The 21,151-nt window shown below is 40.0% G+C and carries 26 protein-coding genes and 1 rRNA gene; 9 read left to right on the top strand and 18 right to left on the bottom strand.

What is annotated here, in order from left to right:
• Positions 1-103 (top strand): 5S ribosomal RNA (gene rrf / locus FTU13_RS16255); the annotation flags it as partial.
• Between the two features lie 175 nt (positions 104-278).
• On the opposite strand, the gene FTU13_RS16250 is transcribed toward rrf, so the two are convergent.
• From FTU13_RS16250 to FTU13_RS16220, 7 genes are all read right to left on the bottom strand, one after another.
• Positions 279-689: a roadblock/LC7 domain-containing protein gene (locus FTU13_RS16250; RefSeq protein WP_180128801.1), complete on the bottom strand. Its 411-nt coding sequence runs from the start codon at positions 687-689 to the stop codon at positions 279-281.
• A 10-nt stretch (positions 690-699) separates the two neighbouring features.
• Positions 700-1,245, bottom strand: coding sequence for an ATP/GTP-binding protein (locus tag FTU13_RS16245; RefSeq protein ID WP_180128803.1), 546 nt, complete (start codon positions 1,243-1,245; stop codon positions 700-702).
• Positions 1,246-1,260: 15 nt separating this feature from the next.
• Positions 1,261-2,235, bottom strand: a complete 975-nt coding sequence (locus FTU13_RS16240; RefSeq protein WP_180128804.1) for a hypothetical protein — start codon at positions 2,233-2,235, stop codon at positions 1,261-1,263.
• A gap of 86 nt (positions 2,236-2,321) precedes the next feature.
• Complete coding sequence (locus FTU13_RS16235) at positions 2,322-2,681, bottom strand: roadblock/LC7 domain-containing protein (protein ID WP_180022868.1); 360 nt, start codon at positions 2,679-2,681, stop codon at positions 2,322-2,324.
• 426 nt (positions 2,682-3,107) lie between these two features.
• The gene (locus FTU13_RS16230; RefSeq protein WP_180128805.1) at positions 3,108-3,749 is read right to left on the bottom strand and encodes a hypothetical protein; all 642 of its coding nucleotides are present in this window, start codon (positions 3,747-3,749) and stop codon (positions 3,108-3,110) included.
• 18 nt (positions 3,750-3,767) lie between these two features.
• The gene (locus FTU13_RS16225; protein ID WP_180128807.1) at positions 3,768-4,196 is read right to left on the bottom strand and encodes a ClpXP protease specificity-enhancing factor; all 429 of its coding nucleotides are present in this window, start codon (positions 4,194-4,196) and stop codon (positions 3,768-3,770) included.
• Between the two features lie 27 nt (positions 4,197-4,223).
• A complete protein-coding gene (locus FTU13_RS16220; protein WP_078194277.1) occupies positions 4,224-4,877 on the bottom strand; it encodes a glutathione S-transferase N-terminal domain-containing protein in 654 nt (217 codons plus the stop codon).
• Positions 4,878-5,041: 164 nt separating this feature from the next.
• Between FTU13_RS16220 and FTU13_RS16215 the strand changes: the two genes are divergently transcribed.
• Positions 5,042-5,287, top strand: coding sequence for a hypothetical protein (locus tag FTU13_RS16215; RefSeq protein ID WP_180128808.1), 246 nt, complete (start codon positions 5,042-5,044; stop codon positions 5,285-5,287).
• A gap of 61 nt (positions 5,288-5,348) precedes the next feature.
• Here FTU13_RS16215 and rpsI read toward each other — a convergent pair whose 3' ends face one another.
• Together rpsI and rplM are read right to left on the bottom strand one after the other, a co-directional pair.
• Complete coding sequence (gene rpsI, locus FTU13_RS16210; protein ID WP_078190115.1) at positions 5,349-5,735, bottom strand: 30S ribosomal protein S9; 387 nt, start codon at positions 5,733-5,735, stop codon at positions 5,349-5,351.
• 12 nt (positions 5,736-5,747) lie between these two features.
• Complete coding sequence (rplM, locus tag FTU13_RS16205) at positions 5,748-6,176, bottom strand: 50S ribosomal protein L13 (RefSeq protein ID WP_004722943.1); 429 nt, start codon at positions 6,174-6,176, stop codon at positions 5,748-5,750.
• Between the two features lie 191 nt (positions 6,177-6,367).
• Here rplM and FTU13_RS16200 point away from each other — a divergent pair, with 191 nt between their 5' ends.
• The 5 genes from FTU13_RS16200 (at position 6,368) to FTU13_RS16180 (ending at position 10,395) form a co-directional block, all read left to right on the top strand.
• On the top strand, positions 6,368-6,748 hold the full coding sequence (locus FTU13_RS16200; protein WP_180128809.1) for a hypothetical protein: 381 nt from the start codon (positions 6,368-6,370) through the stop codon (positions 6,746-6,748).
• Between the two features lie 90 nt (positions 6,749-6,838).
• Complete coding sequence (gene pdxA, locus FTU13_RS16195) at positions 6,839-7,822, top strand: 4-hydroxythreonine-4-phosphate dehydrogenase PdxA (protein ID WP_180092545.1); 984 nt, start codon at positions 6,839-6,841, stop codon at positions 7,820-7,822.
• A gap of 69 nt (positions 7,823-7,891) precedes the next feature.
• Entirely contained in the window at positions 7,892-8,701 is an 810-nt protein-coding gene (locus FTU13_RS16190; RefSeq protein WP_180128811.1) for a pilus assembly protein PilJ, read from the top strand.
• A 30-nt stretch (positions 8,702-8,731) separates the two neighbouring features.
• On the top strand, positions 8,732-9,544 hold the full coding sequence (rsmA, locus tag FTU13_RS16185) for a 16S rRNA (adenine(1518)-N(6)/adenine(1519)-N(6))-dimethyltransferase RsmA (protein WP_180128812.1): 813 nt from the start codon (positions 8,732-8,734) through the stop codon (positions 9,542-9,544).
• A gap of 5 nt (positions 9,545-9,549) precedes the next feature.
• Complete coding sequence (locus FTU13_RS16180) at positions 9,550-10,395, top strand: symmetrical bis(5'-nucleosyl)-tetraphosphatase (RefSeq protein ID WP_180128813.1); 846 nt, start codon at positions 9,550-9,552, stop codon at positions 10,393-10,395.
• A 52-nt stretch (positions 10,396-10,447) separates the two neighbouring features.
• Here FTU13_RS16180 and FTU13_RS16175 read toward each other — a convergent pair whose 3' ends face one another.
• The 6 genes from FTU13_RS16175 to hflX all read right to left on the bottom strand — a co-directional run bounded on the left by FTU13_RS16175 (position 10,448) and on the right by hflX (position 14,680).
• Entirely contained in the window at positions 10,448-10,894 is a 447-nt protein-coding gene (locus FTU13_RS16175; RefSeq protein ID WP_078194271.1) for a DUF2147 domain-containing protein, read from the bottom strand.
• Between the two features lie 140 nt (positions 10,895-11,034).
• Positions 11,035-11,484: a DUF2147 domain-containing protein gene (locus tag FTU13_RS16170; protein ID WP_180102447.1), complete on the bottom strand. Its 450-nt coding sequence runs from the start codon at positions 11,482-11,484 to the stop codon at positions 11,035-11,037.
• Between the two features lie 60 nt (positions 11,485-11,544).
• Positions 11,545-11,997, bottom strand: coding sequence for a DUF2147 domain-containing protein (locus tag FTU13_RS16165; RefSeq protein ID WP_180024995.1), 453 nt, complete (start codon positions 11,995-11,997; stop codon positions 11,545-11,547).
• Between the two features lie 248 nt (positions 11,998-12,245).
• On the bottom strand, positions 12,246-12,920 hold the full coding sequence (locus FTU13_RS16160; RefSeq protein WP_180077471.1) for an LrgB family protein: 675 nt from the start codon (positions 12,918-12,920) through the stop codon (positions 12,246-12,248).
• Positions 12,921-12,930: 10 nt separating this feature from the next.
• Positions 12,931-13,302, bottom strand: coding sequence for a hypothetical protein (locus FTU13_RS16155; protein WP_078190105.1), 372 nt, complete (start codon positions 13,300-13,302; stop codon positions 12,931-12,933).
• Positions 13,303-13,345: 43 nt separating this feature from the next.
• Positions 13,346-14,680, bottom strand: coding sequence for a ribosome rescue GTPase HflX (hflX, locus tag FTU13_RS16150; RefSeq protein WP_180128815.1), 1,335 nt, complete (start codon positions 14,678-14,680; stop codon positions 13,346-13,348).
• Between the two features lie 410 nt (positions 14,681-15,090).
• On the opposite strand from hflX, the gene FTU13_RS16145 reads away from it, so the two are divergent.
• On the top strand, positions 15,091-15,912 hold the full coding sequence (locus FTU13_RS16145) for a 1-acyl-sn-glycerol-3-phosphate acyltransferase (protein WP_180026730.1): 822 nt from the start codon (positions 15,091-15,093) through the stop codon (positions 15,910-15,912).
• A gap of 47 nt (positions 15,913-15,959) precedes the next feature.
• On the opposite strand, the gene FTU13_RS16140 is transcribed toward FTU13_RS16145, so the two are convergent.
• Positions 15,960-17,579 carry a phospholipase D family protein gene (locus tag FTU13_RS16140; RefSeq protein WP_257226695.1) on the bottom strand — a complete coding sequence of 540 codons (1,620 nt, stop codon included), beginning with the start codon at positions 17,577-17,579 and terminating at the stop codon, positions 15,960-15,962.
• Between the two features lie 104 nt (positions 17,580-17,683).
• On the opposite strand from FTU13_RS16140, the gene FTU13_RS16135 reads away from it, so the two are divergent.
• Entirely contained in the window at positions 17,684-18,694 is a 1,011-nt protein-coding gene (locus FTU13_RS16135) for a metallophosphoesterase (protein ID WP_180011627.1), read from the top strand.
• Positions 18,695-18,991: 297 nt separating this feature from the next.
• On the opposite strand, the gene FTU13_RS16130 is transcribed toward FTU13_RS16135, so the two are convergent.
• Together FTU13_RS16130 and FTU13_RS16125 are read right to left on the bottom strand one after the other, a co-directional pair.
• Positions 18,992-20,305: an MFS transporter gene (locus FTU13_RS16130; RefSeq protein WP_111885003.1), complete on the bottom strand. Its 1,314-nt coding sequence runs from the start codon at positions 20,303-20,305 to the stop codon at positions 18,992-18,994.
• A gap of 145 nt (positions 20,306-20,450) precedes the next feature.
• A complete protein-coding gene (locus FTU13_RS16125) occupies positions 20,451-21,092 on the bottom strand; it encodes a hemolysin III family protein (RefSeq protein ID WP_180011623.1) in 642 nt (213 codons plus the stop codon).
• Between the last annotated feature and the right edge of the window lie 59 nt (positions 21,093-21,151).

The raw sequence follows: 21,151 nt of genomic DNA, 5'->3' as shown, positions 1-21,151 counted from the left end.
AGCAAGAGTGAACCACCTGATCCCTTCCCGAACTCAGAAGTGAAACCTCTTAGCGCTGATGGTAGTGTGGGGTTACCCATGTGAGAGTAAGTCATCGCCAGCTCATTATTCAAAACACCCCCTGACTAGTCCAGGGGGTGTTTTTTTATGCGGGAAGGAAAAGAGGGAAGAAGAAAAGCAGAAGAATAGAATAGGAAAATGAATAAGTTAAAGTGACGAATAAATGAATATTTATGAATCAAATATAAAGTTAATAGTCTTCAATATTTCTATAAAGTTTATTGATCCGCTGAAATAATTGATTGCGTTGCAGCTTTAAGCATATATAAGACTTGGCCTAATAAAATATCTTTGTCTGTTAACGCCACAATAATCATGGGGTAATTTTGCGCAGAGACTGATGCAAGTATCGCTTTTCCATTTTCGGCATCTAAGGTTATATTTTGACAACCAACTAAATGAATTTCTTTGATAAATGCTGATACCATTGCAAGGATAGAGCTGCTAACCGCAGCTAACTTGCTATTGTTATATTGCCCACGTTTGTAAACACTTGTTAGCTCAAATCCATCTGTTGAACACACCATGATGAAATGAACGCCTCGTGCATTGTTAATAATATTATTTATTTGTTCATGGGCATGTTGTATTAACTCATTCGAAGCGGTGCGTTTTGTGACATTAAACATTAATAGCTCCTTATGCGGTAATGTAGTGATTTACTTCGATTGAGGTAATTAAAGCTTCAAGTAGCAGTAAAACGTCAGATTTTTTGCGACAGTCAATAAAGAATAGGGGCGAATATAAGTCCTGACTAATCAGCCAATCTTTGTAGATAGCAGTATTTGTCGAACTTGTGATTTCGTCTGTATGGGTAATTCCAATGGCTATGTTATCTGTATAGTTTTGGAAGGTTTCTAAGTAGCTTTCGAGTTCACTTAGGGGATCATTAACATTATGATCAATCAAAATAATTGCACCGATTGCGCCTTGACAAATCACAGGCCAAATAAAATCAAAACGACTTTGTCCAGGGGTACCATATAAACCTATTTTTAAACCATCTTCTAAGGTCACTTCTCCGTAGTCGATACCCACTGTGGTTTCGAGTTTTTGATGGCTGGTTTGGTCAGTGTTAAGCGCTTCAGTAAGTAAAACAGGGATATCCGAAAGTGAACGGATCGCTTCAGTTTTTCCAGCACCCATAGAACCAGCAAAAACAATTTTATATTGCTGAAGAATCATGTTTGATGTCCTATTCTAAAATCCAAATTTACGGCGTAATTTACGAAAGAAGTTTTGCACAAAGTTCTTTTGTTCTGTTGTTTCATGCTTTTCAGGTGGCGTGTAATGTTTATCCCAAAGATTTATTTTTTTAATATTCAGTGATGCCATATTCGCAGCAATGAACTGTCGAACGGTGCTGAGGGGTATATCATATTGTTCTGCAATCGTTGATATCTTTGCGCCCTGGATAAAGCATGCAGAAAGTTGAAAAATTTGTTTATGAGATAAATGTTCAGCAGGTTTTGGCCAGCTTAAAATTCGAAAATGACCATCTTCAGGAACTGTTTGGTAAAAATTCGGAGTTTGCCAAAATAGATTCCATATCCAGTCTTGAAGGATGACGGGGTGCTTTCGACTTACATGGGTCATATCTTCAATTGATGCGAAATCATATTTAAAACTAGCATCTGTGTGTTGAAGTTGACGCTCGAGGTTGAGCCAAGCTATATTTTGCGCGGTATCGATTACCGCTATTGTACCTAGATCATCATATAGGTGTAATTTTTCATGGTTATCTTCTGCATACATTTTTTTGAAGTAATCATCTTCCAAATTAAAATCGCTAAAGCTTTGAGTTTGACATTTTTGTGCATGCTCTATGGATTCATTAAGGCCATTATGGCTGACGAGATGTTTATCAATCCATTGATTGAGCTCTTGATTGTCATCCACGGGTAGGAACAGCGTATTATTTCTGACACGCCCAGATTGTTGGTAGTCTTTCGAGATCTTGAGCCAAGGTAAAGCGCGGCGCGTTAATATTTTTTGAATTCCTTCGGTGTCAAAAAAACGCTCATGAATAAATAAGCAATCGAGATTCACATCAGATGCACTTTTCCATTGGATATTAAAGTGCTGTGGAAAAATTGCGTAAAGCTGATGTTTGAGTTGATCTGAATCATGAATACTTAATCCAGCAATGCCGATATTGATATATTGCTTATTCATGGTGTTCCTCGACTAATTTTATTCAAATCTGTAAAACATTTTGGGAATAAAAAACCCTCTTATTGGCATAAGAGGGTTGGGTGAAATTAAGCAAAATCTAAGTTTTTTTCATAGGTTTTTAATTCGTGTCGAGCCATGGCTAGGTTTGCTTTGGCACGATCAAGTACTAAATATAAGAATACGGATTCATTATTTTCCAGTGGACGAATCAAGTGATACTGCTTTCCTAAGGTAATTAAAATATCAACAATGTGATCATCTAAATTGAGTGACTGAGCAACACGTCTTTTGGAGCGAACCACTTCAGTATTTCCAGCAGCTGCTAATTCTAAATCAATATCTCCACCGCCTTGTGTCGCCATAGCTAGGCCACTTTCACCGTCTACCAGTGCCGCTGCATGAAAACCGTCGATTGTTGTGAGTGATTCTAATGAAACTTTAGCCATTTTTATGCCCCTCTTTTAGGTTATACATGATTATTATTTGTAGGTATTTAGGTAATTAAACTAGCGTTTTTAACTACATAATTTAATTATAGGAAGCGTAAGGGGCTTTGCAATAAAATTAATTTTTTGCTTTAAAAGGATAATATTTTCTAAATATAGCGTTAAGTTTTAGGATTTAAAAAATGTGATTTAATTTGCTATATATATTTTTTATGTATTTTAGAACTTTATTTTTGATATAAAATTTACCAAAAATTCAAATGTAATATTTTGTAAATGGTGTGACAAAACTCAATTTTTGCAGAATAAAGCTGACCGATTTACATAAAGAAAACAAAAAGTGATCTAAAGGCGTGTAATTTAGAATATTCGATTTAAAAAAACCTGCTTAAAAAGCAGGTCATTGATTTAGACAAATGAAGCTACTTAAGAAAAAATTTTACAAGCTGCAGATGCCAAAATCCATAAAATCACCACTGCAACAATAGGCTCTACAATTTTTGACCAAGTTGGAACTTGTACTTCAGTTGTCACATCTTCTTGAGTATGTTGTTGATTAACCATTTGATTGAACTCCTTCATTGATGCTTCTAATGATATCTCTTCTTGCAGATTTGGTTTAGAACCAAGAAGCTCTGTTAGGTTGTTTGTTGACCAAACCCAATCATCCGCTTGACCAGAAAGGTGCTCAATTTGTCCATTGAGTAATTCTTGAATGCTTTGTGGTGAGTGTGAGCCGGTATCATGAAGTTGCTTTAATTCATTTAATTGTAAATGAAAAATTTCAGTTGTTAGGTGTTCAAGTTCAGAGCGTTCTAATATTGATGCATTCGATGGATTGGTGGTCAGATGGCGTGAAACTTCTTGAATATAGAGTTCATCAGGCTGAGTAATTTCTTGATAAATCTTTTGAGCATTATTGCGGAGCTGATGAATCAATTCACCTAAAGTTAATGCATTGATTTCACGTATATGTTGACGTTTTTCTTCACGATTTAAATGACTTAAAAGCGTAGGCTTTTGAGATTCTATTTGTTCGACAAAATATTGTACTAAATCAAAAGCCATTATTCGCTTCCTTATTCTTTAATCGAGCAACCTTAAACCTGGTTTTTTCTTCGGCTGCTCTTGTTGTTCTTGGTCGTTTGATTTTAAAGCATTTTGATCATTCTGAATACCTTCATATTCTTGAGGATCGAAGAACATGCCTTGACCATTTTCACGTGCATAGATACCTAGAACAGCAGAAAAGGGGATATAGAGGTTTTGCGAAACGCCACCAAAGCGTGCAGAGAAAGTAATCGTCTCATTGCTCATGTGTAGCGCATGCGTTGCATGAGGTGCGATATTCAGGACAATTTGGCCATCTTGGATATATTGAACTGGCACCATCGTACCATTCTGTGTCGCATCAACAAGTAGGTACGGTGTAAGTTGATTGTCACAAATCCATTCATAAAGTGCCCGTGTTAAGTACGGACGCGTTGGAGTGAGTTGTAGTTCCAGTTCAGACATAATGCTTACTCGAATATTTATGGGAAATTAATTTTTTGCTAAAAGCTCGCTATAGCGATTTTTTTCCTGCAATGTCATCGATTTGATAAATGCAGGACGGCTAAAGATGCGTTGGCAATAGAGAAATATAGGGCGGCATTGCTGTTTGGGAAGCTCAATCCCCATGGCTTTTAGGCGCAGAAATATAGGCGCGAGCATACAGTCTAACATGCTAAATTGTTCAGACATAAAATAAGGATAATGCTGAAACAAGGGGGTTAGTGAAATGAGTGTATCACGTAATTGTTTTTGTGCTTTTTGCTTGGCTTTTTCATCGAGGGTGTCGGGATGGCGAAGCATAATATCGGCAAGTCTTAACCAATCTTGTTCGAAGCGCCATACATATTGACGTTGCTCTGCACGAGGCATGGGTGCATCTGCATACAGTTTATTTTGACGATATCGGTCATCTAGATATTCGGCAATAATACTGCTGTTATAGAGTTTTAGGCCATTTTCAATCATCATCGGAAGTTGATTGTAGGGATTTAAACTCGCAAGATCTTCGTCTTCATCATCAGCAATAATTAAATTATGTTTGATTTGCTTCTCTGCAAGTACATAGCGTATCCAGTGTGAGCGAAAGTCATCCGCATGACTGTAAAGCGTAATCCCTTGGAGAGGTGCATTTTCGACTGACATAATCCGAGACGATGAGAAATGAATAAGATAGGATACTAAAATTAGACAGTAAAATCACGGAGACTTTAGCAATATCAATGCAGCAACAGTGAAAATTACAGTTTTGTTTTATTTGATTTTATCTGATAGCTTTTCATGTCATATATTTACCTGATCGTCACCGCATGATGACCATTGCACTTGTACAAAAATTATTATTTTTAGCTGCTGTTATTTTTATGGGCATTGGCTTTTATACGGCACTCGCTGGAGGTTATGCCTCTGATTATGGAGTAGAGGATGATAGCCAAGAACAAAAAAGCAAAATGACCATCTGTACAATTACACTAATATTGTCGGTTATATGCTTAATTGCGAGTTTGAGTCTCTTTGTTTATCGGATCATTATTCTTTTTGCATCATCTTCATAAAAATTAAACATAAAAAAACCTTGGCATAAGCCAAGGTTTTTTGTCCGATTCGGTAAACGAATTAACGTTTAGAGAATTGAGGACGTTTACGAGCTTTACGTAAACCAAGTTTCTTACGTTCAACTTCACGAGCATCACGAGTAACGAAACCAGCTTGACGAAGAGCAGGTTTAAGAGTTTCGTCAGAAGCAATCAATGCACGAGTAATACCGTGACGGATAGCGCCTGCTTGACCACCGATACCACCACCAGCAACAGTGATGTAAAGGTCATATTTCTCAGTAGCTTCTAAAAGCTCAAGTGGTTGGTTAACAACCATACGAGCAGTTTCACGACCGAAATATTGTTCTAAAGAACGGTTGTTGATTACGAGTTTACCAGTACCAGCTGATAGGAAAACACGTGCAGTTGCGGTCTTACGGCGACCTGTACCATAGTTAGTAGCCATGTGCTGTATCCCTTAGATGTCCAAAACTTGTGGCTGTTGAGCAGTATGTGGATGCTCAGTACCAGCGTACACTTTCATTTTCTTGATCATTGCATAACCAAGAGGACCTTTTGGCAACATGCCTTTTACAGCACGTTCGAAGATTTCTTCTGGTTTGTGAGCAACTAATTTTTCGAAATTAGTTTCACGAATACCACCAGGGAAACCAGTGTGGCGATAATATTTCTTATCAAGTGATTTTTTACCAGTCACTTGAACTTGCTCAGCATTGATAACAACGATGTAGTCGCCAGTGTCAACGTGAGGAGTATAAGAAGTTTTGTGCTTACCGCGTAAACGACGAGCGATTTCAGTCGCAAGGCGACCTAAAGTTTTGCCAGAAGCATCAACAACGTACCAGTCGTGTTGAACTTCAGCTGGCTTAGCGCTGAGAGTTTTCATTAAACCACTACCTATTATAGTTGGTTTGGACTATGGAAGCTGTCCAAACAAAAGGAGACGCGATTCTATACGAATACGTGAAGAATCACAAATGAAAATATAAAATTTCAAGCGCTGTATTGTAGTATATTTCTTCAGCAATAAACAGGAGATAATCCAGAAATTATAAAAAAAGCGGGTGAATGTAAATCATGTCGAATTCTAATCTGTTAAAAACCACATTTGACCCCTTATTTTGGCGACATTGGTGGTATTTAATGGGCTTATGTAGCACCTTGATTTTAAGCCCAACTTTTTTGTATTTGGTGTCTTTGCATGGGGCGGATGGCGCAATCATCGTTTTGTTAATGATGCTCACTTTATTTTTCCTTAGTTATTTATTGGTTTATCTGTTGATTGGATTATTGCTTGTGGGCGGTATGTTTTTTTGGCTGATAACGAACTACCCGCAGCATGTACCGGCCGTTCAGCGCGGCATTGTAATTCTTATTGCACTGATTTGGATCATTGGCATTTCAGGTTTTGCTTTCGATTTCATTCCATACAATGTCGCACAACGCGGTTATTTTTGAGTTTTAGTCCGATATTTTTAGTCAATAAAATTAGGTCTGTCATGTGCATCACACAGTATAATAATGCTATTGCACACACAGGATAGACCCATGCTGCCTTTATATATCACGAGCGGTGAACCCGCAGGTATCGGACCTGATATTTGTTTGAGCTTAGCCAATCGAATAGATGAAAGGCCACTTGTGGTTCTTATTGATAAAGATTTGCTGCTCAAGCGTGCTCAACAGTTAAAGCTCGAAGTTGAACTGATTGACTATGTTGGGCAGGAGGGTTCGGCAGCTCTAGGTCAGCTTTATGTGGAACATGTACCTGTAACTACACCTGTTATTGCAGGTCAGTTAGATGTGAATAATGCAGCCTATGTGTTGGAACAATTACGTCGTTCTGCAGATTATGCGATGTCTGGCAAAAGTGTAGGTGTTGCAACTGCACCTGTGCAAAAGTCGATTATTAATGATGCCGGTATCCATTTCAGCGGACATACGGAGTTTTATCAAGAATTTGCAGGCGTTGATCGTGTCGTGATGATGCTTGCGACCAAAACGCTCCGTGTCGCATTGGCAACAACACATTTACCGCTTCGTGATGTTGCGGATGCCATTACTCAAGAACGTTTGCATCAGGTCATTGATATTTTGATTCATGATTTAAAAACCAAATTTAAAAAAGATCATCCGCATATTTTAGTCTGCGGTTTAAATCCGCATGCGGGTGAAGATGGTTATTTGGGCATGGAGGAGATTGAAGTGATCAATCCGGTGCTAGAGCGTTATCGCGCTCAAGGGGTGAATATGAGCCTGAGTTTACCTGCTGATACCTTATTTACCCCTGAAAATTTAAAAGATGCCGATGCGGTTTTGGCGATGTATCACGATCAGGGCTTACCTGTGTTAAAGTCGCAGGGCTTTGGCGAAGCCATCAATATCACTTTGGGCTTACCATTTATTCGGACTTCAGTGGATCACGGCACAGCACTGTCACTGGCTGGAACTGGTCTTGCTAAAAGTTCGAGTTTACAGGTGGCGGTTGACTTGGCTTTAGAATTAGCACGTGCGAAAAATAACGAAACTTAATAATAAAGGTTTGAATTTTATATGAATAATAGTAAAAAATTATCAAAAATAAAACAGGAAAATAACAAGATGCTTAGGGCGAAATCGATCATTCGCCCATTTTTTGGGATTGCGTTAGCGTTGATGCTGTCAGCATGCTCAACGCTCGCTACAGATCATCATTCTTGTGAATTAAAAGTATTATCGCTGCAAATTCCAAAACAGACGGAAGGATTTATACGTTTTGCATCACCGGCTGCCGTGGATGGCTTTAAACATAATCAGCAAAAATTTAATCAAGCGCTGACTGCGGTGCATAAAAAATATGCGAATCGTGATGGTGCTGATAAAATGCTTCAAGATGGACAGGCAATCAATGCTAATATTGATCTGCTTGTACAGCATCAAAATAGCCTGAGTGCGCTATATGAATATCAAATTCTTGTAAGTGAAACCATTCCAGGTATTCAAGCTGAATATAACCTTCTGGCTGATATGATGGCTAGAGCAAACAATTCAGCTATTCAAGCAATGATTGCTAAAAATCAAGTCTATATTGTGGGACGGGTGTTGAATTCTATGCTGAATTTAACTGATGTGAATTCTATTCATCCAGACGATTTAGATGACTTTTTAGAAGATTTTGAAACTTTCAATATTTATTTGAAGGCTCAACTGAATGGTAATCCCGAACTGGGTGTAGAGCGCGTAAACAATGCTGAAATGCGCGAAAGTTTGCTCTCCATTCAGGCTGAAACTGAAGAAATGATGAAATCTGAAACAATGGCTTTGTTGAAACAAAGAGAGCCATTGCTCAGTGTAATTAAAGCGGCTCGGGATAATGTGACCAAGTCAGAAGAAATTTTTGCTCGCTTGAGTGAATTTGAATCAAGTCAGTAATCGTTGTAATAAACCTATGCGGAGAATTTTATGTATCAAATTAATGCCCTAAACCCAAAAGATGAAGGGCATCACACGCGTAAGCGGTTTGGACAGAATTTCTTACATGATCAACGTGTTATTGCCAAAATTGTACGTTCGGTAAATCCGCGTACAGGTGACAATATTGTCGAAATTGGTCCCGGTCTTGCTGCGCTTACATCTCCTTTAATTGGTGAATGTGATGCTTTAACTGTGGTTGAGCTGGACCGTGACTTAGCCGCAGGTTTACCGGGTCGTGTGCCACATCCTGAACGTTTAACCATTGTTGAAACTGACGCGTTAAAATACGATTTTACTGAATTATTCCAAGAAGGCCGTCCACTGCGTGTGGTTGGTAACTTGCCATATAACATCTCAACACCACTACTTTTCCATCTCTTAGAGTTTGGTGACAAAGTGAAAGACATGCACTTCATGTTGCAAAAAGAAGTCGTGGACCGTATTACCGCTTCACCGAATACTAAAGAATATGGTCGTTTATCGGTGATGATTCAATACTTCTGCAAACCGACGTTTTTATTTGAAGTTCCGCCGGGTTCGTTTAATCCGCCGCCAAAAGTCACCTCTGCGGTATTCCGTTTAGAGCCTTATGCCGTTAAACCGATTGTGGCGAAAGATGAAAAAGCGCTTGCGCGTTTGGTTTCACATGTCTTTACTCAGCGCCGCAAGACCTTGCGTAACAGCTTAAAAGGCATGTTGGTTGAAGATGGTTTTGAAAATGCAGGGGTTGATCCAATGGCGCGTCCTGAAACCCTAACACTTGCAGAATTTGTCGCATTAGCAGATCAAATGGTGGCTTAATAATTATGACTCGCAATATTCGCTATAACTATGTCATTGGTGATGTTCAAGGCTGTTTTGAAGCATTAAAAGCTTTACTGAAAGAGATCAAGTTTGATGCAGACCAAGATTTTATATGGTTTGCCGGTGATCTCGTCGCACGGGGTGAAAACTCGGTAGGCGCTTTGCGGTTCATCAAAAAATTAGTGGATAGTGAAGTTGCGGCGACGGTACTGGGCAATCATGATCTGACTTTGCTGGCATGCGCTCGTGGTATTAAGGATATCAATCCTAAAGACAATATCGATGATGTGATTCACGCTTTAGAAAGTGATGATTTGATTGATTGGTTACGCAAGCAGCCGCTGTGTCTATTTCCGAATGAGCAAACCATTTTGACTCATGCGGGTATTCCTTTGAATTGGACTGCGCAGCAAACCGCAGACTTGGCAAAAGAAGTGGAAGCGGTGATTGGTCATGACGACTTTGATGTGGTTGATGCGTTTCTTCAAGTGATGTACGGTAAAGAGCCAAACCTATGGTCGGATGATTTGTCGGGTCATGCGCGCTTACGCTGTATTACCAACTATTTGACCCGCATGCGCTTAACCGATGCAGAAGGTCGATTAGAGTTCAGTTTTAAGGATTCACTCGATGACCCTATGCCGAAGGGTTTTCAACCATGGTTTGAGTTTGAGTCACAAGCAGCGCAGACCCATCAAATTCTTTTTGGTCATTGGGCTGCTTTACAAGGAAAAAGCATTTCAGCAAAAATCCAAAATGTGGATGGCGGATGTGTCTGGGGCAATCAGTTGATGGCCTATCGTTTAGAAGATCAGCACATGTTTGCTGTCGATAATCCTGTAATGTAAGTATTTAAAAATAAAAAAGCCGCATTGATGCGGCTTTTTATTGGTGTGAGGATTAGTCTAAACGAATCCAAGTTTGGTTACGGCCCAAGACTGAAACGCCAATACTTGCACGGATCGAAATACGTTTTCCTGTGCTGTTTAAGCGCACTTTAGCATCATAAACCTTGCCAGAAAGAGGGTCGATAATACGACCTTTTTCATAATTATTCGTATTATTAATTTGCTTTAAACCTTTAACAATTTCCATGCCGAGAATCGGTTGGTTGGTATAAGGCGCAGGGCACTTATTACAGTTTTTTTGTGGTGTATAGCCAGGACGTGGTGTAATTTTAATAATTTTACCGGTATAGGTATTATTGGATTCTTTGTGAATCGAAATAATCGCTTTGGCCGCTCCTGTTTTATCGTCAATTTGTTGCCACGTGCCAGCAATGTCATTTGCAAATGCGCCATTCATCAAACCGAATGTGCATAGGCTGAATAATATTTTTTTAAACATAATCGCTTTTCCCCTAGAAGCGTGATTTATGAGCACGTATGTTAGAAAGTTTACGAGAATAGTCAACTTTATTTTTAAAATAATTTGAATATCTTAGGCATAAAAAAACCGCCAACATGGCGGTTTTTATGACACTGAGCTTATTCTTGGCGAATCCAAGTTTGGCTACGACCGAGTGCTGAAACACCCATATAGCCACGTAGCGTGAGACGTTTTCCACTGGCATTTAAGCGAACTTTTGTGTCGTAAATTTTGCCAGATAGTGGGTCAATAATACGGCCTTTGTCGTAATTATTGGTCCCTTCAACATGTTTTAAACCAGTTAACACATCAAGGCCTAAAATCGGTTTGTTTTTATAAGGTGCAGGGCAGTTTACGCAGGTGTCACGTGGCGTATAACCCGGACGCGGCGTCACTTTGATGATTTTACCCACGAATGTACCATTAGTTTCTTTACGGATTTCAATAATGGCTTTTTGTGAACCTGTTTTATCATCAATTTGTTGCCAAGTCCCTGAAAGGTCTTGAGCAAAAGCTGAACCACTCATTACAGCAGCTAAGAATAAGAGGCTCACTTTTAATTTTTTCATCAGATATTCCCTGTAGGTGGTTCACCTATATCAAATCAATTTACTGAATAAATTTAAAATTTATTCAACGCGAATCCATGTCTGTGTACGACCAATCGCGGAAATCCCCAGATATCCACGTAAATGTAAGCGCTTACCATTGGCAGAAATTTTGCCTTTTAAGCTGTAAATTTTGCCTGCTAAAGGATCAATAATTTTTCCTTGAGAGTAGGTATTTTCACTTTCAAGTTTCAGCCCCTTAAATACATCCATCCCTAAAATAGGCTGGTTGGTATAAGGTGCAGGGCAATTCACACATTTTTCCTTTGGTGTATAACCCGGACGTGGCGTCACTTTGACAATTTTGCCGGTATAGGTGTCTTTGGCATCTTTTCGAATTTCGATCAGTGCTTTAGGCGAACCGGTTTTATCGTCAATTTGTTGCCAAGTCCCTGTAAGATCTTGAGCATAGAGTGCAGAGCTTGTTACTACAGCACCGAATAATGCAGCCCATTTCAAACTTTTTTCGATCATATTAATAATCCTTTATCAATACACTTTGTGAGGGTTTATTGATCATACTAGGTAATATCTGAACTTAGAGCAACTACTCTAAGCATAAATATTTACATTTTATTCGGGAAAGTTGACATGTTGCACAAAAGTGCCTTTACCAAAAATGTAACATCCACAGCACATCGTTCAATGTGTTGTGGTGTACCCTAGAATTTATATTAAGTTTATTTTTTATACAAAACAATCATTTAAAAGTGATTGCTCAGTCACATATTTTGTAGATAGAGTATGAAAGTTGGCAACCAGATTGCTGTGAAGACTGCATTTACCGCCATGCCAAATGCCGCATAGCGCCCAGCAATGCTGCCGCGCTGCCAAGCTTGAGCTGTGCCAATCGCATGTGCAGCAAGTCCTAAGGCGAGTCCTGATGCACGTTCATCATGAATATTTTTAAGTATGATGGGTGAAAATGCTGCACCAATCACCCCTGATAAAATCACAATCAAAATAACCAAAGGAATCGGGGAATGCAGCAGCGTGGCAATGTTGATGGCAATAGGGGTGGTCACTGCCCGTGTAGCAAAAGCCATAATGGTTGGATCTGACAAATGCAGCAAATAAGCCAGCCCCATAGGGAGGGCAACGGCACTGATACTGGCAAAGACTAAAATCCCGCCCACGGCTTTTAATGGCAAGTCATCGTAGCGCATCGCTGCTAAAGGAATGGCCAAGGCCACTGTGACATAGCCGAGTAAGTTATTGAACAGTGGATTCACGTGTGCCATATAACTTTCATAGGAAATGCCAAAAAGATAGAGCATACCAATGACGAAAAACATCCCAATCACAATCACGGGGATTTGCGGTAATTTTTTATTAATAGGTTTTGCGACAAGATAGGCGATCAGGGTAATGATGAATCCAGAGATGATTGAAAGCATGTTGATTCTCCTATAGCCATTTCTTAGACATTTTTGCGTAGACCCATAGCGGTATGAGGGTACTGACAAAGAGAACAATCAAAAACATCGGAATTTCATCGCCTAAATGCATCATCATTAGCAATGAGCCTGCACTAATGGGTAGGAAGGCAAAGGCACTTTCTTTCATGATTTTATTATTGGTATCGACCAAACTGGCTGGAATTTTGTTGAATTTTCTCCAAAATGAAAGCACGATCAAGAGGCTAATCAAACCGACTAGATTGCCTAATTCTGGGTGATTGAATTGCTTCATGACCCAGACCGCGCCTTCACGGAAAATAATAATTAATGCAATAGTGCCTATCCAGGCTTTCCAGTCGATGCGCTTGATCCAGTCCATTTTTGTCTTTCGTTAAAATTATACTAATCAAGTTTTAACCGATTTAGTCTTTAATTTCAAATTCTTCAAGTGGACGTTGAAATTGTTGCGCACGCGTTCCCAAGATTTCTTCGATGGGTAAATGCGCCTGTTTAATCAGTTGTTCCAACTTATGCGGGGCAATGATGACGTGCAAAATTAAGTTGCCTTGTTCATCATAACTTTCATTTTGGATCACATTGAGCGCATACAGTTGTGTTCTTAATTTGCCATAAGCCGGTTTTAGACGGACTTCAAAGCTTTGAATCTGTCCCATTAAGCATTCTTGAACCGCTTGGCGTAATAAGGGAAGACCTTTACCACTATGTGCTGAGACATAGACACGTTCCGGCTGATGTGGCTTGCCATAGATGATTTTAGGATCTTCGCCACTGACATCAATTTTGTTATAAACGCGCAGAATCGGAACATCGACACCAATTTCTTTCAGTACTTTTTCGACAGCCTCGATTTGTTCCATCATGTCAGGACTGCTGGAGTCAATGACATGTAACAATAAGGTCGCCTCCAACGTTTCTTCTAAGGTGGCTTTAAACGACTCGACCAGTGAGTGCGATAAATTACGCACAAAACCTACAGTATCTGCGAGAACTAAGTTGCCGATGCCATCCCAATGTAGACGGCGTAAAGTTGGGTCAAGTGTCGCAAAAAGTTGGTCTGCTGCATAGACATCACTTTTTGCTAAATTATTAAATAAGGTCGATTTACCCGCATTGGTATAACCCACCAATGACACGGTTGGAACAGCAGCTTTTTGACGTGCCACACGACCTTGCATACGTGTTTGGCGGACTTTCTCAAGTTTCGCTTTGAGTTGTCCCATACGGAGCTTGAGTAGCCGACGGTCAGTTTCCAGCAGCGTTTCACCCGGTCCACGTAGGCCGATCCCACCTTTTTGGCTATCGAGATCGCCACGACTACGAATCAGTCGTGAAGCCATATGTTGTAATTGGGCCAATTCAACTTGCAATTTACCTTCATAGGTACGTGCGCGTTGGGCAAAAATATCTAAAATTAATTCTGTACGATCGACCACACGACAACGCATGATGCGTTCAAGATTACGTGCTTGGGCAGGGGTGAGGGCATGGTCAAAGATGACCAATTCGGCTTCATATTCTGCGACTACTTCTGCAATTTCTTCAGCTTTCCCTGAGCCGATAAATAATTTGGCATCAGGCTTAATACGCTGAGCATGCACATGTTGCAGAATATTGGCACCTGCAGATTGAGTAAGTAAGTGGAATTCTTCGGCATCAAGGTCTGCAAGCATTTGTACTGCCACACTGACTAAAATTACGCGTTCACCGCTCGCTTGATGTTGATTTAAATTTTCCACTCAGCACACACTCCTGTTTAAAGATTCATTTTAGGCGAAAATGCAGTGCGAGGGTTAATCTAAGTGAGGGATTAATGGCTAAGTTCTGTATGTCGTGCTATTCAATTAGAGAGAGCTTCGAAAGCTCAGCGCCAATAAGAAAAGCACACTCACATATATCAATGAAAAACCAGCAATGGCTTTTAACGCTTGCCATGAAGAAATAGGGGGATTGTCTGAATATGAATGATTCATAATTTTTACCTTTAAAACCGATATAAAAACAATATTTGATTTTTAAAAACGATTAAAATGGGAAAATATTATCTTCGACTTCGGTTTTTATGATCAATGCAAAAAAACTGTCTTCGGTATATGATGATGAAAATTTACGCCAAATTGTGGCACCGTGTCCTTTTAGTGAACCGTTTATGAATCAACCTCAAATCGTCAATACACCGCAAATTAATGTGTTTTCAAAATTTTATTTGTATTGTAAAAAAGTCGGTGCAGCAGCTGTTGCCGTGACGCAGGGTTTTTATTTGGTTTATCGTCATCAATTGTATAAAGACCCGAATAACCCGCAAAATACCCGCTATGTGCAGTATTTTTGTCGCAAGTTATGCAAAGTATTCAATCTTGAAGTCAAAGTGCATGGCGAAATTCCACGTCAACCAGCCCTTTGGGTAAGTAATCATATTTCATGGTTAGATGTGGCAGTTTTGGGTTCTGGCGCACGTGTTTTCTTTTTGGCGAAAGCTGAAATTGAAAAATGGCCAGTGCTGGGTAATTTGGCGAAAGGCGGTGGCACCTTATTTATTAAGCGTGGCTCTGGCGACTCGATTAAAATTAAAGAACAAATTACAGGCTTCTTAAAACAAGATACGCCGGTACTCTTTTTCCCAGAAGCCACCACTTCAGATGGCAGCAAAATTAAAAAAATTCATGGTCGTATTTTAGGTGCGGCAATTGAAGCCGAACGTCCAGTCCAAATTTGCTTAATTTGCTATGTGAATCAGGACGGTGAACTCGATAATATTGCGCCCTATGTCGGAGACATTAGCTTTGATCGACATGTCAAAAATGTCTTAGAAATGCCGAAAGTCACAGCGCATCTGATGACATTGCCCGCAATTGATTCGGCAGGTCATACTGTTGACAGTCTGACACAAGAAGTGCAGCAAAAAATGAATCAAGGATTGGCAGAACTTCAAGCCAAAGTCCTTAAAGCACCAGTTCCAGTTGAAGCTTAATGAATTAATGATTCAGGCTGCAAGGGGATGCCTTTGCAGCATAATCCTTACATAAAGCCTTCGAGCGGCAACCAAGAGATAAATTTCACCCCTGCTTTTTGCCACCACTTGATTTTCGGTTCACGTGGATAAATACGCGTTTGACCATTTGACAGCTTAATTTTCCAATTGATCTGTTGGTCTGCATTGAGCACTAACTTATAGGCATATTTACTCAAATTTTCATCCATGGTGTAGTGGACTGCTTTGGCTAAGCGTGGGCTATTCAGTAATACCCCAATTTCAGTATTTAAATATGCTGAGCGAGGGTCAAAGTTAAATGAGCCGATAAAGACTTGTTTTTCATCAATTGCCATCAGTTTGGCATGTAAGCTCGAACGGCTTAAGCCCTTCAGACTGACTTTAGCTTTTTCAGCGAGCTCTTTGGTATTGGTATTGAGATTTTCTGCATCAGGTCTAGACAGAAACTCATAGAGTTGAACATCGTGTTCCAATAGATCTTGGCGATATTTACTATAAAAAGCATGAACCAATGGCACGTCATTGGCCTGGAATGAGTTAGTCAAAACTCTGACTTTCACGCCATCGGCACTGAGGTTTTTTAGGCGTTCAGCCCCTTTTTTTTCTGGGACAAAGTAGGCTGAAACGATATCGACACTTTGTTCAGGTTTATCTAAACGGTTGAGCAGCTGAAAGTTGAGATGCTCTTCTTTTTTAGCCTTAGATTTGATTTTGCTTGGGGAATCTTTGACCACTTCGGCTTTAACCCAGTCAAATTGGATTTTATTGTTGAGCCAGTCATCAAAGGCATGTGAACGGTTAGCTAAGTCCAAATAATTGACCACAGTGGCTTCTTGGTTATAGTCATCGAGTTGTTGTTTGAGACTGTCAAAGCGCAAGCTATAGTGGCGTGGATTGACCAATCGGCGTACTGGAAAGGCATAGTCATCATTCCAATATTCATCAAAAGAATGAATGATTTCATCGGATGCCGCACCGACTAGCATGACGTCGACATCGGAAAATTGATAGTTATCACTGACGTTATAGTATTGGTTACTCATATTGCGACCACCAATCAGAGCAATTTGATTGTCTGCAATAAAGCTTTTGTTGTGCATACGGCGGTTGATGCGTTTTAGATCCAGTACCATATCGACAGGGCGGAAATGTCGGAAGCGGTAGGGATTATACAGTTTGACATCAATATTGGCATGTTGGTCGAGTGCCATATAAATGCCTTCCATTTTTTTGGCATTATTGTCATCGACCAATAAACGAATTTTGACCCCACGATCAGCAGCTTTGATCATGGCATGTAGGGCCAAAGCACCAATTTTGTCGTTATCCCAAATATAGTATTGTAGATCTAAACTTTTTTCGGCCTTATTGATTAGCTCGATTCGAGCCGCTAAGGCTTCTAATGGGTCATACAGAACGTGGTAACCGGTTAAGTTGGGATTTTGTTCACGTAGCGGCAGCACAATTTTGGCAAGGCTAGTATCGTCAGTGGGAGTATTAAAGGCATATTCCACAGGTTGAGTTTGCTGTTTAGGCAAGGTACTACATGCAGATAAAGTCAAAACAAGGCTACAACTCAGCAAAACCGCCTTAGTGTGGTTGTGTATGAAGGGCAAATTTTGCTGTTTCGGTGTAGCTGAGTTCATACTGTTAGACATACTAAAAAATTTGATTTGAGTATAAGTGTCAGCTGTGAAAAGATAAATATAGTGACCGAGTTTTCTCGTTAGGCAAATTGTAGAGCAAATGTATGTGGGAATTAGATTCCGTAGTGATGTATTTTTATATCGGGTTGGCTGTGCTGGGCGTTTGGGCAATTTCCCAAGCTTGGTTAAGTCAGTCGCGCACGGAAACGATTCATCCGTTTAAAGCCTTCGTACATTTGTTGGCATTTTATCTTTCGTATTTACTTATCCCTTTATTCTTCTTTAGCTTTTATGCAGGCTGGAGTGGTTATTATTCACTGCATGAAGCGATTTTTGTCGGTGCTGTTACGGGCCTTTTATGCTATGCCCGATTTATCGAGCCGCACATGATTCAGGTAAAAAAATGCCAATATCAATTGCATGAAACACGACAATTATTAAAGCCTGTACGCATTGCTTTAATTGGTGATTTACACATTGGTTTATTTTCGGGCCATGAACGTCAGTTAAAAATGATCGTCGATAAAATCAATGCACAAAATCCTGATTTGGTCGTGGTTGCAGGGGATTGGACTTATGAACCTGAAAATAAGTTGGCTGAAGAACTGGCTGTACTGAAAAAAATTATTGCTCCAATTTATTCGGTGAATGGTAATCATGATGAGCAATATCCCGGTCCGCCTATTCAAGCGCTGTTAAAACATGCATTAGAAAGTAATCATGTGGTGGATATCGAAGGGCAGGTGGTTGAGTTTAATGAGTTTCGTTTATTAGGCGTTGGGGACTTATGGGCTGGTAAAGCCGATATGCGCTATTTGCCAGAATTGCCACAGGATAAGCCTTGGATCATTTTGTCGCATAATCCAGATACCGTCGATATGGTACCTAAACTGCCAGGACGACCATTGATGTTATCGGGTCATACGCATGGTGGACAAGTAGAACTGCCGTGGTTGACCGATTATGTAATGAAAAAAGTGTCGATTTTAGGTCATAAAAAAGGGCTATATCAGCATGACAATGCAGATGTCTTTGTCACTGTTGGTACGGGCATGGTTGGGGTACCTTTTCGTTTTCTTGTGCCACCGACCATTGATATTATCGAGTTGGTTTAATCAAAAACTACCGTTCATTATCGCTAAACGGTTTGGTGACTGTTCCTCTTGATGAAGAGCTACAGACCTTGCTTTGTTAATAAAATTGAACCGTGCCATTAAACATTTGCTGTTTGAAGTTGAGTGAATGACAGTGTCTTGGAACAGATAAGGTGTATTGCTACTTAGTGGGATCTAAGCTGCATTCATGAATTAAATCGAAATGCCGTCACTACAGAGAAATAATTAGTCTTTGACTCAATTTGAGACATAAAAAAAGCCAGCGATATCGCTGGCTTTTTTTGCTATTGAATCAGATTAAACCTGATTATTCACATCATCATTTTTGGTTTCGCGAATCATTAAAAACGCGATCAATGAAAGGATTGATGCTGCAGTCAGGTAGTAACCTACTGCATATAAACCATAGCCAGTTGCAAGTTTAGTTGCGATCAATGGCGCGAAAGATGCACCAAAAATACCTGCCATGTTAAAGGTTAAAGCTGAACCTGTGTAACGTACAGACGTTGGGAAGATTTCAGACAATACCGTACCAATTGGACCATAGGTTAAACCCATGATCGCAAGACCGATACATAGGAATAAGAACACCATCGCAGTACTGCCAGACTCAAGCATGCTTGAGAAGACTAAGCCAAACAATGCAGATACAACACACACCGCAATCGAAGTTGTTTTACGACCAAATTTTTCAGCAAATACAGCAGAAAGTGGAATGAAAGCAGCAAAACAAAGTGTGGCAACCAGTTGAAGTTTTAAAAACTCTTCACGTGTGTAACCCAGCTGCGTTGTACCCCATTGTAAAGCGAATACTGTAGTTAAGTAGAACACAACGAATGTACAAATCGCGGCAATCGTACCGAGAATTAACATCCCCCAGTGCTTAGTGATCACTTCTTTGAACGGAATATTTACTTCTTTTTGCTTATCCAATACTTTTTGGAACGCTGGTGTTTCATGTAATTTTAAACGAATCCACAGACCGACAATAACCAATAGAGCACTTGCAATGAATGGAATACGCCAGCCCCATTGCATAAACTCAGCTTCAGACATGAAGTGACCTAAGGTCAAGAATGAGCCTGTTGCAAGAATAAAGCCGATTGGCGCGCCCAATTGTGGGAACATACCATACCAAGCACGTTTGCCTTCTGGCGCATTTTCAGTTGCAAGCAGAACGGCACCTGACCATTCACCACCTAAACCAAGACCTTGACCTAAACGACAAAGCGCAAGCATGAGCGGAGCAGCGATACCAATTTGAGCATAGGTTGGAAGCAAGCCGATACATACCGTCGAAATCCCCATGGTGAGGAGTGCGGCAACCAATGTGGCTTTACGACCGATACGGTCACCTAAATGGCCAAAGAATGCTGCGCCAATCGGGCGAGCAATAAAGGCAATTGCAAACGTTGCTAGAGATTGAATCGTTGCGGTTGTTGGATCTGTACTTGCAGGGAAGAACAGATGCGGGAAGATAATTACAGCCGCAGTTGCATAGATGTAGAAATCGAAGAACTCGATTGTGGTACCTACAAGACTTGCTGTAAGTACGCGGAATTTTGAATTTGTTGGTTGCTGTTCAGTGGCAGCAGCACTTGAAGACGCCATGGTGGACCTTACACTTACTAAAAATAATTGAACTTAGTTTTAAAAGCGTAATCTTTTTAAAAAAGGCGTAATTTCTTAAAAAAATACGAAATACCAACTTACGAACTGCGGAATTAGGGTCACTAAAGAATGCAGTGTCAGTGGGTTATATCACGTAGAGATAAATCGACAGGAAATGTGATCCTGCACCTATCAATACAAAAATATGCCAGATAGCGTGTGTATATCTTACCTTTTTTAAGGCATAAAACAATGCACCGATTGTATAAGATAGCCCGCCAATGATCAGGTAGGTTAAAGCTTGATCAGATAAAAAGCGTTGCATATCATCCATTACCAGTACTGCAAGCCATCCCATCACCAAATAGGCAATCAACGAAATCTTTTGAAAACGATGAATGAAAATTAATTTGAATAGTGTCCCAATTGCGGCAATCACCCACAGTGCAATGAGTAAATAATGCGCTTTTGCGGTAGGCAGTGCGATTGCCAGAAACGGGGTGTAAGTACCTGCAATTAGATAATAGATTGCAGTATGGTCGAGTTTTTTGTACCAACCACGGCGCTCAGGAGACTCTGCGAAGTGATATAGACTCGATGCTGAAAACAATAACAGCATACTGAATGCATACACCCAAAGTGCAAGCCATTGTCCAGTTGGAAGGTAGGAGCCTTTTAAAATCAGTAGGATACCTGCGATGGCAGACAAAGCCGCACCGAAAGCATGGGTATAGAAATTCAGTCTTTCTTCAGCTGGGTCATAAGCTAAAAGATGGGGAGCATTCATAACGTATCTTTTATAATAATTTAAATATACATATGTATAGTAATTCAATTTTGCTTTTG

This window comes from Acinetobacter sp. YH12064 (assembly GCF_013419735.1).
In the GTDB taxonomy this organism is placed as follows: domain Bacteria; phylum Pseudomonadota; class Gammaproteobacteria; order Pseudomonadales; family Moraxellaceae; genus Acinetobacter; species Acinetobacter amyesii.
The sequence above is the reverse complement of the archived record's forward strand: the minus strand, read 5'-3'. Positions and strand labels throughout refer to the sequence as shown.

Bases quoted from the DNA above. Each gene is read 5' to 3' on its own strand.
- pdxA (WP_180092545.1), top strand. From the start codon at position 6,839: ATGCTGCCTTTATATATCACGAGCGGTGAACCCGCAGGTATCGGACCT.
- FTU13_RS16235 (WP_180022868.1), bottom strand. From the start codon at position 2,681: ATGGCTAAAGTTTCATTAGAATCACTCACAACAATCGACGGTTTTCAT.
- FTU13_RS16165 (WP_180024995.1), bottom strand. From the start codon at position 11,997: ATGATCGAAAAAAGTTTGAAATGGGCTGCATTATTCGGTGCTGTAGTA.
- FTU13_RS16240 (WP_180128804.1), bottom strand. From the start codon at position 2,235: ATGAATAAGCAATATATCAATATCGGCATTGCTGGATTAAGTATTCAT.
- FTU13_RS16200 (WP_180128809.1), top strand. From the start codon at position 6,368: ATGTCGAATTCTAATCTGTTAAAAACCACATTTGACCCCTTATTTTGG.
- FTU13_RS16250 (WP_180128801.1), bottom strand. From the start codon at position 689: ATGTTTAATGTCACAAAACGCACCGCTTCGAATGAGTTAATACAACAT.
- FTU13_RS16125 (WP_180011623.1), bottom strand. From the start codon at position 21,092: ATGAATGCTCCCCATCTTTTAGCTTATGACCCAGCTGAAGAAAGACTG.
- FTU13_RS16190 (WP_180128811.1), top strand. From the start codon at position 7,892: ATGCTTAGGGCGAAATCGATCATTCGCCCATTTTTTGGGATTGCGTTA.
- FTU13_RS16225 (WP_180128807.1), bottom strand. From the start codon at position 4,196: ATGTCTGAACTGGAACTACAACTCACTCCAACGCGTCCGTACTTAACA.
- rsmA (WP_180128812.1), top strand. From the start codon at position 8,732: ATGTATCAAATTAATGCCCTAAACCCAAAAGATGAAGGGCATCACACG.
- rpsI (WP_078190115.1), bottom strand. From the start codon at position 5,735: ATGGCTACTAACTATGGTACAGGTCGCCGTAAGACCGCAACTGCACGT.
- FTU13_RS16230 (WP_180128805.1), bottom strand. From the start codon at position 3,749: ATGGCTTTTGATTTAGTACAATATTTTGTCGAACAAATAGAATCTCAA.
- FTU13_RS16155 (WP_078190105.1), bottom strand. From the start codon at position 13,302: ATGGACTGGATCAAGCGCATCGACTGGAAAGCCTGGATAGGCACTATT.
- FTU13_RS16140 (WP_257226695.1), bottom strand. From the start codon at position 17,579: ATGAACTCAGCTACACCGAAACAGCAAAATTTGCCCTTCATACACAAC.
- FTU13_RS16180 (WP_180128813.1), top strand. From the start codon at position 9,550: ATGACTCGCAATATTCGCTATAACTATGTCATTGGTGATGTTCAAGGC.
- FTU13_RS16135 (WP_180011627.1), top strand. From the start codon at position 17,684: ATGTGGGAATTAGATTCCGTAGTGATGTATTTTTATATCGGGTTGGCT.
- FTU13_RS16215 (WP_180128808.1), top strand. From the start codon at position 5,042: ATGATGACCATTGCACTTGTACAAAAATTATTATTTTTAGCTGCTGTT.
- FTU13_RS16175 (WP_078194271.1), bottom strand. From the start codon at position 10,894: ATGTTTAAAAAAATATTATTCAGCCTATGCACATTCGGTTTGATGAAT.
- FTU13_RS16245 (WP_180128803.1), bottom strand. From the start codon at position 1,245: ATGATTCTTCAGCAATATAAAATTGTTTTTGCTGGTTCTATGGGTGCT.
- FTU13_RS16170 (WP_180102447.1), bottom strand. From the start codon at position 11,484: ATGAAAAAATTAAAAGTGAGCCTCTTATTCTTAGCTGCTGTAATGAGT.
- FTU13_RS16160 (WP_180077471.1), bottom strand. From the start codon at position 12,920: ATGCTTTCAATCATCTCTGGATTCATCATTACCCTGATCGCCTATCTT.
- FTU13_RS16130 (WP_111885003.1), bottom strand. From the start codon at position 20,305: ATGGCGTCTTCAAGTGCTGCTGCCACTGAACAGCAACCAACAAATTCA.
- FTU13_RS16220 (WP_078194277.1), bottom strand. From the start codon at position 4,877: ATGTCAGTCGAAAATGCACCTCTCCAAGGGATTACGCTTTACAGTCAT.
- rplM (WP_004722943.1), bottom strand. From the start codon at position 6,176: ATGAAAACTCTCAGCGCTAAGCCAGCTGAAGTTCAACACGACTGGTAC.
- FTU13_RS16145 (WP_180026730.1), top strand. From the start codon at position 15,091: ATGAATCAACCTCAAATCGTCAATACACCGCAAATTAATGTGTTTTCA.